The sequence below is a fragment of the Pseudomonas sp. Z003-0.4C(8344-21) genome (genome assembly GCF_900104975.1).
In the GTDB taxonomy this organism is placed as follows: Bacteria; Pseudomonadota; Gammaproteobacteria; order Pseudomonadales; family Pseudomonadaceae; genus Aquipseudomonas; species Aquipseudomonas granadensis.
Map to the genome: position 1 here is coordinate 5,745,271 of NZ_LT629756.1, position 13,028 is coordinate 5,758,298.

Below are 13,028 nucleotides of genomic sequence, written 5' to 3' on the forward strand. Positions count from 1 at the left end.
ATGTAGGAGTGAGCCTGCTCGCGATGAGGCCAGCCCAATCAACATCAAGCCCTGAACTGCCCCAGGCTCGCTTTGAGCTGCGCCGCCAGACCATCCAGCACCTTGCCACTGGCCGTGGTTTCCACCACCGCCTGCGCGGCTTTTTCAGCCTGGGCATGAATGGTTTCGACCCGCCCGCGCACCGCCTGCGCACCCTGCGCCTGATGTGCTGCGGCTTGTGTCGCGAGGCCAATCGCTGCGTGCACCTGTTCAACCGAAGCCTGCACCGATTGCTGCAGTCGCGCACTGTCACGCAATACCAGCAAGCCTTCACTGGCCTGACGCCCGGCCTGGCCGATCGCCTCGACCGCTTCGCGCGCGCCCTGCTGCAACGCGACGATGTGCGCCTGGATATCGCCGGTGGAGCTTTGCGTCTTGCTCGCCAATGCGCGCACTTCGTCTGCCACAACCGCAAAACCGCGACCGGTCTCGCCTGCACGCGCAGCTTCAATCGCCGCGTTCAAGGCCAGCAGGTTGGTTTGCTCAGCAATGCCGTGGATAACCGTCAGCACCACTTCAATCTGTTCACTCTGCTGCGCCAGCCGCTCGATGACTTTCGCCCCGGTGTCGACCTGCCCGGCCAGCGCTTCGATCAGGCCGCCAACCTTGGCCGAGGTGCGGGTGTTTTCATCGGTCGCCTGACGGATTTCCACCACTTGCTTGAGTGCAGCCTGCATCGCATGGCTTTCCGATTGCGCCTCGTCGGCCATTTGCGACAACGCACGCAGGCTCTCGGCAACTTCATCACGCTGCATGCCTGCCGCCGCATCGGCGCCCGCATTGCGCAGGGTCATCGCGCCAATTTCCACGCCAGTACGCTGCGCCACATCGCCAGCTTCGCGCACGATCGGCTGCAACTTGTCCACAAAGCGATTGACTGCCGAGGCCATGTCGCCGATTTCGTCCTTGCTGTTGATCTGCACACGCTTGGTCAGATCGCCCTCGCCCGCCGCCAGGTCGTCCATCGCCGCGTTGAGCATTTTCAGGCGATTGACTACGCGATGGCCCAGCACCACCGCCAGCAACAGCAGCACCGCGCAACCGACCAGCGCCAGGCCGAGGCCGATGCGCCAGCGCAGCGTCGCCGCCGCCTCTTGAACGGTCTGCGCGGTATTGGCTTTCATCTCGCCAGCCGTGGACTGCGCCGACTGCAGGCGCGCCTGCATGGCTTTTGCGCTGTCCGCCGCGGCGCCTTTGAGGCTGTCCCCGACCAGTTGATCGCTGCTGGCGATCAGCGCCGAGAAACGCTTGTCGAGTTCGACCAGGTCGGTTTCCACCGAGGCTGTGGAAACGCCCATCAGCACCTTGCCGATCTCCACACCATTGGGATTGATCGACGCTTCGAGGTAATAAACCGAGGGATCGTTTTTTGCTGCATCGAGGACTTTATCCAGCGCCCGCTCGCCCTGACCTTTTTCCAGCAAGGCCTTGTTGATCGGGTTTTCCCGGTTGAGGTAGCGGGTCAGGTGCTGGCCGGTGGCATCGTCATACACCACGAACAACACGTTGGGATTGCGCTGGGCGCGGCGGGCAAATTCCGACAGGGTCGGTACGTCGCTGTCCCACATCGCCCGTGGAGCAACGGAGGCGAGCAACTGCGCCATGTCATTGGCCGAATCCTTGAGGTCCTTTTCCAGCGTGGCACGCAGTTGCGCCTGCTCTTCTTTGAGGCGTGAAGACAGGCCAGCGGTGAGTCGCTGCCGGGTACTGGCAGACAAAGCGTCGAGGCTGGAAGTGACTTCCCGCCCGGCCTGCTCCAGTTCGCCGGACAGCTTCTGGCTGTCGGTTCCCAGGCGCGTCGCCAGATCCGCTTCCAGCGCCGTGACGGTGCTCCGCGTCAGGGCAACGGCCACCAACACTTGCACCAAAAGGGCGATACCCAAGGTAACGAACACGGGCCGCAGCAAACGGCTTTGTAACAGTGAGAGAACGGCCGACACTTTGAAATCCCTCTACGTCTGACGCCATTAATTTGATGGCACTCTTGTAGACAGATTCACAGCAAAGGTCATGCCGTCCAACAGGCATAAACGACAAAGGCCCCGATTAAGGGGCCTTTGTTTTTTACATCAACAACTTGTCAAGCGAACGGATGACGCAGAACGATGGTTTCGTTGCGGTCCGGGCCCGTCGAAATAATGTCGATCGGTGCGCCGATCAACTCTTCAACGCGTTTGATGTAGGCGCGAGCATTGGCCGGCAGCTCTTCCAGGGTCTTGGCACCCACAGTCGATTCGCTCCAGCCCGGCACTTCTTCGTAGACCGGCTGCAGGCCGACGTAGCTGTCAGCATCGGTCGGAGCAACAGCGTTGCCCTGCGCGTCTTTGTAGCCGACGCAGATGTTGATGGTTTCCAGACCGTCGAGTACGTCCAGCTTGGTCAGGCAGATGCCCGAGATGCTGTTCACATCGATAGCGCGACGCAGGATGACGGCGTCGAACCAGCCACAGCGACGGGCACGGCCGGTGGTGGCGCCGAACTCGTGACCTTGCTTGGCCAGGTGAGCACCAACGTCGTCGAACAGCTCAGTCGGGAACGGACCCGAACCGACGCGCGTGGTGTACGCCTTGGTGATGCCGAGGATGTAATCGAGGAACATCGGGCCAACACCGGAGCCAGTTGCCACGCCACCCGCGGTGGTGTTGGAGCTGGTCACGTACGGATAGGTACCGTGGTCGATGTCGAGCAACGAACCCTGGGCGCCTTCGAACATGATGTCTTTGCCGGCACGGCGCAGGTCGTGCAGCTCAGCGGTGACGTCGAGCATCAGCGGCTTGAGCAGCTCGGCGTATTCCTTGCACTCGGCCAAGGTCTTTTCGAACTCGATGGCCGGCTCTTTGTAGTAACCAACCAGCATGAAGTTGTGGTAATCCACCAGTTCACGCAGCTTGTCTTCAAAGCGCGGCATGTTCAGCAGGTCGCCGACACGCAGGCCACGACGGGCAACCTTATCTTCGTACGCTGGGCCGATGCCGCGACCGGTAGTGCCGATCTTCAGCTCGCCACGGGCCTTTTCACGGGCCTGGTCCAGCGCAACGTGGAAGGACAGGATCAGCGGGCAGGACGGGCTGATACGCAGACGCTCACGCACCGGTACGCCTTTCTCTTCCAGCTTGGTGATCTCGCGCAGCAGGGCATCAGGTGCGACGACCACGCCATTGCCGATCAGGCACTGCACGCCTTCGCGCAGCACACCCGACGGGATCAGGTGCAAGACAGTTTTCTCGCCGTCGATCACCAGCGTGTGGCCCGCGTTGTGGCCACCCTGGTAGCGCACTACGGCGGCAGCATGTTCGGTCAGCAGATCAACGATCTTGCCTTTGCCCTCATCACCCCACTGGGTGCCCAGGACTACGACATTCTTACCCATAACACTTGTCCTCATTCGCGCAAACTTGGTGCCGGCGAAGGCCGGCAGGAAAACTCAAGAAGCCAGTGGCGATACTTGCCAAAGCCCGTTCTGCTGAATCAATTGCCGGTCGCAGTCCGCATCACGGGCGGCGGCCAAAGGTTGTCCAGGCAAGGCCTGAACGACACGCTGACCCTCACTGCGCAACTGGCAAACCTGCTGCCAGAGTGCCGCATCCGTACTGTCAGGCATCCAGATACCGCCAGACGGTAGCTCGATCTCAGCACGCCCCAGGGTCACCAGGGTTTTCAAATCGGTAGAGAAACCGGTCGCTGGACGGGCACGACCAAAATCGGCGCCGATGTCATCGTAACGACCGCCCTGAGCGATGGACTGACCCACGCCCGGCACGAACACGGCGAACACCACACCGGTGTGGTAGTGGTAGCCACGCAATTCTCCCAGGTCGAAGTACAACGGTAGATCAGGGAAGCGCACCGAAAGACGCTCGGCAATCGCCAGCAAGTCTTCCAGGGCCGCCAGCACTGGCGCCGGCGCATTGGCCAGACGCTCGCGCGCAGCGCTCAACACTTCGCGACCGCCACACAGGCCTACCAAAGCGCGCAGCATGTCGGACAGATCCGCCGGCAGGCCTTCGGTCAGGGTAATGACCTCGTCGATGGCCTTGCGTTGCAGCGCATCGAACAACTGCTGTTCGACTTCACCCGACAAACCGGCGGCGCGTGCCAGCCCCCGATAGATGCCGACATGACCAAGGTCCATGTGCACGTCCGGCACGTCGGCCAGTTGCAGCATGGCCAGCATCAGGCTGATCACTTCAACGTCGCTGCTCGGGCTGGCGTCGCCGTACAACTCGGCACCCAACTGGATCGGGCTGCGCGAGGACGACAAGGCCCGCGGCTGGGCGTGCAGCACGCTGCCGGCGTAGCACAGGCGGCTCGGGCCTTCGCGGCGCAGGGTGTGCGCATCGATGCGCGCGACTTGCGGTGTGATGTCGGCGCGGAATCCCATCTGCCGACCCGACTGCGGGTCGATGACCTTGAAGGTGCGCAGATCCAGGTCCTGGCCCGCACCGGTCAGCAGGGATTCCAGGTACTCGATATGGGGAGTCACGACAAATTCGTAACCCCAGCTCTGGAACAGATCCAACACCTGACGACGCGCGACTTCGATGCGCGCCGCTTCCGGTGGCAGTACTTCTTCGATGCCATCTGGCAGCAGCCAGCGGTCTACCGTTGCCATTACGCCATTCCCCTTTGATCCGGGCGGCCAGCCTGCGGGCGAGCCTTGAGTGAAGCAGAAAATGGTTGACCCGTTCAAAACGCACGCGCATGAACGACGCGGCAAAAGGCCTGTTACCGGCTTCGCCCACCACTTTCCTCGAAAAACGTTCGGGCCATTCAACCCGATGCCTGCAACAAAAAACAGCAATCAAACGTGCAGACGCAAAAAAGCCGGGAATTTCCCGGCTGCCGCATCATACACACGTTTTCCCAAAGGATCACCCCGCCCGAGGATTTAGCCGCCGGGCGGAGCGATTCAGGTCAACGTCGCATCAAGGCTTGGCTTTTTCCAGATAACGGAAGAAGTCGCTGCTTGGGTCGAGGACCATGACGTCGGATTTGTTCGCGAAGCTTTCACGGTAGGCACGCAGGCTACGGTAGAAACCGTAGAACTCCTGATCCTGGCCGTAGGCCTTGGAATAGATCGCAGCGGCCTGGGCGTCACCATCACCGCGAACCTCTTCGGATTCACGATAGGCTTCAGCCAGCAGCACGCGGCGTTGACGATCAGCGTCGGCACGGATGCCTTCGGCCAGCTCGTTACCCTTGGCGCGGTGCTCGCGAGCTTCACGCTCACGCTCGGTGCTCATACGTTCGAACACGCTGCGGTTCACTTCCTTCGGCAGATCGATGGCCTTGACCCGGACATCGACGACTTCGATACCCAGCTCCTTTTCCGCCATCTTGTTCAGCGATGCAGTGATGTCAGCCATCAGTGCATCGCGCTCACCCGACACCACTTCGTGCAGGGTGCGCTTGCCGAACTGGTCACGCAGGCCCGACTCCAGACGACGCGACAAACGCTCGTCGGCAATCTGCTTGAGACCGGAAGTCGCGGTGTAGAAGCGCTCGGCATCTTTCACTCGCCACTTGGCGTAGGCATCGACCATCACGGCTTTCTTTTCCAGGGTCAGGAAGCGCTGCGTCGGTGCGTCCAGCGTCAACAGGCGTGCGTCGAATTTACGCACCTGGTTAACGTAAGGCACCTTCACATGCAGACCCGGCTGGACATCCGCCTGAACCACGCGACCGAATTGCAGCAGCACCGCACGCTCGGTCTGAGCGACGATATAGAAGCAATTCCAGCCCACCAGTACCACAACGACGCCAACGATCAGGGCGATCAGCGATTTATTGCTCATCAGCGGGTCTCCCTTGTACGTGTCTGCGGCACGTCAGTGACATGCGGCGTGACGTCCGTGTTGTTGCTGGCGGCCGAACCGGTGATCGGTGCGTTGCCCGAGCTGTTCTGGATCATCTTGTCCAACGGCAGATAGAGCAGATTGCTCTGGCCGTTCTTGTTGCCGGTCACGAGTACCTTGCTGGTGTTGCTGAAGACTTCCTGCATGGTGTCCAGGTACAGACGCTCGCGGGTGACTTCAGGTGCCTTGCGATACTCGGCGACCAGTTTGGTAAAGCGATCGGCCTCACCCTTGGCGCGGGAGATCGTTTCGTCGCGGTAACCGTTGGCATCTTCGATGATGCGCTGGGCCTGACCACGGGCTTCCGGCACCACGCCGTTGGCGTAGGTTTCGGCCTGGTTGCGCGAACGCTGCTCGTCTTCACGGGCGCGGATCACGTCGTCGAAGGCTTCCTGCACTTCACGCGGTGCCGCTGCGCTCTGTACGTTGACCTGGGTAACGGTGATGCCGGTGCGATAGGTATCGAGGAAACGTTGCAGACGCTCCTTGATCTCGCTGGCCATCAATTCACGCCCTTCGGTCAGCACCTGGTCCATGGCGGTCGAACCGACCACGTGGCGCAGGGCACTTTCAGTCGCATGCTGCAGACTGATTTCCGGCTGATCGACGTTCAGCACGAAGTCCTGCAGGTTGCTGATCTTGTACTGCACGGTCAGCGGCACTTCGACGATGTTTTCGTCTTCAGTGAGCATCTGGCCCTGCTTGGAGTACGCACGCTCACGCGTCACGTTTTCCATGTACTTCTTGTCGATCGGCGGGAAATAAATGTTCAGGCCCGGGCCGACAGTCTCGTAGTACTTGCCGAAGCGCAGCACCACGGCCTGCTCCTGCTCGTCCACCACGTAGACGGCGCTGTACAGCCAGACGGCCGCCAGCACGACCAGGCCGATGCCGAGCAGGCCGCCGAAGCCGCCACTGCTCTTGCCCGAACCACCGCCGTCATCACCACGTTTCTTGCCACCACCGAACAACCCGTTCAGGCTTTCCTGCAGCTTTCGGAAGGCCTCGTCGAGATCCGGTGGCCCCTTGCGGTCGCCGTTATTGCGGCGCTTGCCGCCCCAGGGATCCTGATTGTTCGAGTTGCCACCCGGCTCATTCCAAGCCATAGCGCTCTCCATCTGATAAAGCAAAGACGCACCCACGGCGCGCCGACCAATGCTACAGAATGCCTGCCGTTGCGGCACAACCGCTTTTTCAGGCTTTTATTGCAAAGTGTGTTGCTCGATGAATTCCATCGGCTGCAATCCTTCGCGGCTTACCAGTCGATTCAACTCGATCCGGGGCAAACGAACGGTCAGCAGACTGACACCTTCTTCGTCGTGCTCTTCTTTCTGCACCGCGCCGAGTTCGAAAAACTGCGCACGCAGTCGCGCGAAGCGTTGCGGCAAACGCAAGGTACCGACAAACAGATCACTGCCGAGCAATTCGGCAATCGCCTGTTCGAGCAATTCCAGACCGCTGCCATCACGTGCCGACAACCAGACCCGCTGGGGCTTGCCGTCTTCGTCGCGCTGGATTTGCGGCTCGACACCCTCGAGCAAATCGAGTTTGTTATAGACCTCGAGGATCGGCAAGTCCTGGGCACCAATCTCGCCCAGCACCACCATCACCTGCTCGATCTGCAACATGCGATCCGGCTCCGCTGCGTCGATGACGTGCAACAGCAAGTCCGAGTTGCTCGACTCTTCGAGGGTAGACCGAAATGCTTCAACCAGCTTGTGCGGCAAGTGCCGAATGAAACCTACCGTATCGGCCAGGACAATCGGCCCCAGGTCATCCAGATCCAGACGACGCAGGGTCGGGTCGAGCGTGGCGAACAACTGGTCAGCCGCATAGACCTCGGATTTCGTCACGTTGTTGAACAGCGTGGACTTGCCGGCGTTGGTATAGCCGACCAGCGATACGGTCGGAATCTCTGCCCGCGAACGGCCGCGACGCGATTGCTCGCGCTGGCTGCGCACCTTCTCCAGCCGCCCCTTGATCTGACGCAGGCGCACCCGCAGCAGACGCCGGTCGGTTTCGAGCTGGGTTTCACCCGGACCGCGCATGCCGATGCCGCCACCCTGACGCTCAAGGTGCGTCCAGCCGCGGACCAGCCGGGTGCTCATGTGGTCAAGCTGGGCCAGTTCGACCTGGAGCTTGCCTTCATGGGTACGGGCGCGTTGGGCGAAAATATCGAGAATCAGACCGGTGCGGTCGATCACGCGACACTCGAAAACACGTTCGAGGTTGCGTTCCTGGCTGGGCGTGAGGACGTGATTGAAAATCACCAGATCGGCTTCTTCAGCCTTGACCAGGTCGCGTAGCTCTTCGACCTTGCCGCTGCCAATCAGGTATTTGGCGGTTGGCCGATGACGCGGCACGTTAAAAAACGCAACGGTCTCGGCGCCGGCCGAATTAGCCAACTCCTGAAACTCCTGCGGATCTTCGCGCGCCTCAGGGTCCTGTCCATCCAAGTGAACGAGGATCACTCGTTCACCACCACCGTGGCGCTCAAAGAACAAAGGAGACTCCTATCAGGCGTTACCCGGAGCTGGCTCTGCGTCGCCCTGTTCGTTTTCGGTTGCGCTAGGCAGACGAATCGGACGAACCGGCACTACGGTCGAGATAGCGTGTTTGTAAACCATCTGGCTGACGGTGTTCTTCAGCAGGATCACGAATTGGTCGAACGACTCGATCGTGCCTTGCAGTTTGATACCGTTGACCAGGTATATGGAAACCCCGACTTTCTCTTTACGTAAAGTATTCAGGTAAGGGTCTTGTAGCGAATGCCCTTTTGACATGTGCCGCACTCCTTTAAGGATTCAATAATAAAAAATAGGTAATTCAGATGGCTTTGGCCGCCACACCCCCAAGGATAGACGGCAATTGCAAGGACTCAGCTCAATATGGAGATGGTCCCAAGGTATTTCAAGGCGCGTGGCAGATTGTCGCAATCAAGACTGTCCAGCCAGTGTAAATCTTCCCAGCTGCGCAGCCAGGTGAACTGGCGTTTGGCCAATTGGCGCGTGGCGATGATGCCGCGCTCCTGCATTTCGGCCAACGTCAGCTTGCCATCCAGGTAGTCCCAGACTTGGCGATAGCCTACCGCACGTATAGACGGCAACCCGGCATGCAGGTCACTTCTATTACGCAGGGCTACGACCTCGTCGATGAATCCCTGTTCCAACATATTTGTGAATCTTTGTTTGATGCGTTCATGCAGTACCTGGCGATCTGCCGGGGCAATGGCCAGGTTCGCGACAGTATAGGGCAATTGTTGCAGTCCCGAAGCGGCTGCTTCGGTACTTTGCGCAGATTGTTGCTGACGCAGGTCAGTCATGCTGCGACCGCTGACGCGATAAACTTCGAGGGCGCGACTCAGGCGCTGCGGATCGTTCGGATGAATCCGCGCCGCCGACACCGGGTCGATGATTGCCAATTGATCGTGCAGGGCCTGCCAGCCAAGGCGCGCGGCCTCTTCTTCGATCTGCGCGCGGACCTCGGGATCGGCGGCGGGCATGTCGGCCAGACCTTCGACCAAAGCCTTGTAATAGAGCATGGTGCCGCCCACCAGAAGCGGAATTTTGCCGCGTGCGGTGATGTCGGCCATGGCTGGCAGGGCATCGCGGCGAAAATCCGCAGCCGAATAAGCTTCGGCCGGATCAAGAATGTCGATCAAGCGGTGCGGATGTTCGGCCAAGAGCGCTCTTGAAGGCTTGGCGGTGCCGATGTCCATGCCGCGATAGACCAGCGCCGAATCGACACTGATCAGCTCGCACGGCAGCACTTTGGTCAGCTCGATGGCCAGGTCGGTCTTGCCCGCAGCGGTCGGGCCCATCAGGAAAATCGCTGGAGGAAGCTGGCTCATCAACGACCGCGCAGGAACAGTTTGTCCAGATCGTCCAGACCCAGTTGGGTCCAGGTCGGTCGGCCATGGTTGCATTGACCGCTGCGCTCGGTGTTTTCCATATCACGCAGCAGGCCGTTCATTTCCGGCAGGGCCAGGCGCCGGTTGGCGCGAATCGCGCCGTGGCAGGCCATGGTGCCAAGCAATTCGTTGAGGTGCGCCTGAATGCGGTCGCTGGTGCCGTATTCCATCAGGTCCGACAGCACGTCACCGACCAAACGGTTGGCCTCGGCCTGCTTGAGCAACGCCGGAATCTGCCGGATCGCCAGGGTCTCGGGGCCCAGCCGCTGCAATTCGAAGCCAAGCCGCTGGAACCACGCGGCATGCTCTTCGGCGCAATCGGCTTCGCGCTGACTCACGGCCAGCGACTCCGGCACCAGCAACGGCTGACCGCTCAGGCCTTCACTGGCCATAGCGATCTTCAGGCGTTCGTACATGATCCGCTCATGGGCAGCATGCATGTCCACCAGCACCAGGCCATGGGCGTTCTCGGAAAGAATGTAGATGCCCTTGAGCTGCGCCAGCGCATAGCCGAGCGGCGGAATATCTTCCTGGCCGGTCGGTAGCGCGCTGGCATTGGCCTCGGGCAGCGGCGCGAAAAATTCTTTGTAAGCGGCTTGAGCCTCGGCAGCGGGCAGGGCCGACTGCGGGCGTGGCGTGTACTGATACTGATAAGCGCCGCCAGCACTGGCACCGGACGAGGTATTGAACGCCGGTTGCGCCTGCGGCTGCTCGAGCAACGCATTCGCGGCAAGTCGCATTTCGCCTTGCGGGCCAAATTCGCCCGCCTCGATTCCGCTGGGTCGCACGATGGCCGTGGTCACGGAGCCGGCCAACTGGTCTTCCGGACGCACGTCGCCCAACGCACGGTGCAAGGTGCCATACAGGAAGTCATGGACCATGCGCCCGTCGCGAAAGCGCACTTCGTGTTTGGTCGGGTGCACGTTGACGTCGACCGCCGCCGGATCCACTTCGAAAAACAGCGCGAACGTCGGATGGCGACCATTGAACAGCACGTCGCGATAGGCCTGGCGCACCGCGTGGGCGACCAGTTTGTCGCGCACCGCGCGGCCATTCACAAAGAAATACTGCAAGTCCGCCTGACTGCGGTTGAACGTTGGCAAACCGACCCAGCCCCACAGGTGCAAGCCATTGCGTTCGATCTCGATCGGCAGCGCCTGCTCAAGGAAACCCGAGCCGCAGATAGCCGCCACCCGCCGGGCGCGGGCCGCATCATCGTGGGCCTCGTGCAGGCTGAGGATGGTTTTGCCGTTGTGGCGCAGATGGAAGGCCACGTCGAAACGCGCCAGCGCCAGACGCTTGATCACCTCTTGCAGGTGATCGAATTCGGTTTTTTCGGTCTTGAGGAATTTGCGCCGCGCCGGGGTGTTGAAAAACAGGTCGCGGACTTCCACCGAGGTGCCGACCGGGTGCGCGGCCGGTTGCACGCGGGGCGCCATGTCGCGGCCCTCGGTCTCGACCTGCCAGGCCTGATCGGCGTCGCGGGTGCGCGAGGTCAGGGTCAGGCGCGCCACGGAGCTGATCGACGCCAGCGCCTCGCCGCGAAAACCCAGGCTCATGACCTGCTCGAGGTCTTCGAGGTTGCGAATCTTGCTGGTGGCGTGACGGGCCAGCGCCAGCGGCAGGTCGTCGGCGGAAATGCCGTTACCGTCGTCACGCACCCGCAGCAACTTGACGCCGCCCTGCTCGACATCGACATCGATACGCTTGGCGCCGGAATCGAGGCTGTTTTCCAGCAACTCCTTGATTACCGAGGCCGGACGCTCAACCACCTCACCGGCGGCAATCTGGTTCGCCAGCCGCGGGCTGAGCAGTTCGATGCGGGCGCTGTTCAGTACCTGATTCATTCTTTCGACGCCAGTTCAGTGCCGGGAATGGTCAGGTGCTGGCCGACTTTCAGCTCATCGGTTTTCAGGTTGTTCGCCGCACGCAGCGTCGCCGGCGACACTTGATAGCGCACGCCGATCATCGCCAGCGTCTCACCGGGGCCGACGCGGTGATCGCGCGGGCCTTGGGCGATCTTGCCGGAATCACGCAGCCAGGCGATGTAGGTGCCCGGCGGCGGGTTCTGCTGGAAGAACTGGCGCACGCCGCTGCTGATCGAGCGGGCCAGCGCTTGCTGGTGGCTCGATGCCGAGAGCTTGTTGGCCTCGTTGGCGTTGGAGATAAAACCGGTTTCGACCAGAATCGATGGGATGTCCGGCGATTTCAGTACCATGAACCCCGCCTGTTCCACGCGCTGTTTGTGCAGCGGCGTAACGCGGCCGATGTTGGTCAGAACTTTCTGGCCGACGTTGAGACTGGAGGTCAGCGAGGCCGTCATCGACAGGTCGAGCAGCACGCCGGCGAGCATGCGGTCCTTGTCATCCAGGCTGACGTTGCCGGCACCACCGATCAGGTCGGAACGGTTTTCGCTGTCGGCCAGCCAACGGGCGGTTTCCGACGTAGCGCCGCGATCGGACAGTGCAAATACCGAAGCACCAAACGCTGCAGCGGATGGCGCGGCGTCGGCGTGAATCGAGACGAACAGGTCAGCGCCCTTCTTGCGGGCGATTTCGGTACGCCCACGCAACGGAATGAAGTAGTCGCCGGTACGCGTCAGCTCGGCACGGAAGCCTTTCATGCCGTTGACCTGACGCTGCAATTCGCGAGCGATCTGCAGCACCACGTCTTTTTCACGCTGGCCGCGCGAGCCGGAGGCACCGGGGTCTTCACCGCCGTGGCCGGCGTCGATCACCACAATGATGTCGCGCTTGCCGGCCGGGGCTGGCGGCAGTTTGATTGCCGGTTCCGTCGGGGTCACCGGCACTGCCGGCACGGTTGCCACCGAAGGCGTTGGCGCAGGAGGCGGCGCGGCATCGGCCGGGTTGTCGAACAGGTCGACCACCAGCCGGTTGCCATACTGTGCGTTCGGCGCCAGCGAGAAGCTTTTCGGGGTGACGGCTTTCTTCAGGTCGATGACCACCCGCAGATCGGTGGGCGTGCGCTGGGCCGAGCGCATGGCGGTGATCGGCGTGTTGGCGGTCTGTACATTCAAGGGTGCACCGAGAGTGGCACCATTGATGTCGATGACCAAACGGTCCGGTGCAGTCAGAGTAAATACGCTGTGCTGTACCGGGCCGCTCAAGTCGAAGACCAGTCGCGTGTTGTCCGGCGCCCGCCACAGGCGCACGCTGTTGACCTTTGAATCGGCCACAGCGTTGACGGTTACTGCCATCAACATC

General features: G+C 61.3%; 10 protein-coding genes. All 10 read right to left on the reverse strand.

From position 1 onward, the window contains the following. Window positions 1-44 precede the first annotated feature (44 nt). The gene (locus BLU24_RS25885; RefSeq protein WP_093105364.1) at window positions 45-1,979 is read right to left on the reverse strand and encodes a methyl-accepting chemotaxis protein; all 1,935 of its coding nucleotides are present in this window, start codon (window positions 1,977-1,979) and stop codon (window positions 45-47) included. Between the two features lie 140 nt (window positions 1,980-2,119). Continuing rightward, window positions 2,120-3,409, reverse strand: a complete 1,290-nt coding sequence (locus BLU24_RS25890) for an adenylosuccinate synthase (RefSeq protein ID WP_039756860.1) — start codon at window positions 3,407-3,409, stop codon at window positions 2,120-2,122. A gap of 54 nt (window positions 3,410-3,463) precedes the next feature. Further along, window positions 3,464-4,651, reverse strand: a complete 1,188-nt coding sequence (locus BLU24_RS25895; protein ID WP_093105368.1) for an ATP phosphoribosyltransferase regulatory subunit — start codon at window positions 4,649-4,651, stop codon at window positions 3,464-3,466. A 313-nt stretch (window positions 4,652-4,964) separates the two neighbouring features. Further along, window positions 4,965-5,834, reverse strand: a complete 870-nt coding sequence (gene hflC / locus BLU24_RS25900; RefSeq protein WP_039756857.1) for a protease modulator HflC — start codon at window positions 5,832-5,834, stop codon at window positions 4,965-4,967. After that, window positions 5,834-7,000, reverse strand: a complete 1,167-nt coding sequence (gene hflK, locus BLU24_RS25905; RefSeq protein WP_093105372.1) for an FtsH protease activity modulator HflK — start codon at window positions 6,998-7,000, stop codon at window positions 5,834-5,836. Before hflK ends, hflC begins: the two co-directional genes overlap by 1 nt. Window positions 7,001-7,096: 96 nt before the next feature. After that, complete coding sequence (gene hflX / locus BLU24_RS25910; RefSeq protein ID WP_090280771.1) at window positions 7,097-8,398, reverse strand: ribosome rescue GTPase HflX; 1,302 nt, start codon at window positions 8,396-8,398, stop codon at window positions 7,097-7,099. Window positions 8,399-8,410: 12 nt separating this feature from the next. Beyond that, window positions 8,411-8,677: an RNA chaperone Hfq gene (gene hfq, locus BLU24_RS25915; RefSeq protein ID WP_090280768.1), complete on the reverse strand. Its 267-nt coding sequence runs from the start codon at window positions 8,675-8,677 to the stop codon at window positions 8,411-8,413. Window positions 8,678-8,772: 95 nt separating this feature from the next. Next, window positions 8,773-9,744, reverse strand: coding sequence for a tRNA (adenosine(37)-N6)-dimethylallyltransferase MiaA (miaA, locus tag BLU24_RS25920; protein ID WP_093105377.1), 972 nt, complete (start codon window positions 9,742-9,744; stop codon window positions 8,773-8,775). After that, window positions 9,744-11,651 (reverse strand): DNA mismatch repair endonuclease MutL, encoded by a 1,908-nt coding sequence (mutL, locus tag BLU24_RS25925; protein WP_090280761.1) that lies wholly within the window; start codon window positions 11,649-11,651, stop codon window positions 9,744-9,746. The genes miaA and mutL overlap by 1 nt, the downstream gene beginning before the upstream one ends. After that, window positions 11,648-13,027, reverse strand: a complete 1,380-nt coding sequence (locus BLU24_RS25930; protein WP_394505899.1) for an N-acetylmuramoyl-L-alanine amidase — start codon at window positions 13,025-13,027, stop codon at window positions 11,648-11,650. Before BLU24_RS25930 ends, mutL begins: the two co-directional genes overlap by 4 nt. Window position 13,028: the final 1 nt, after the last annotated feature.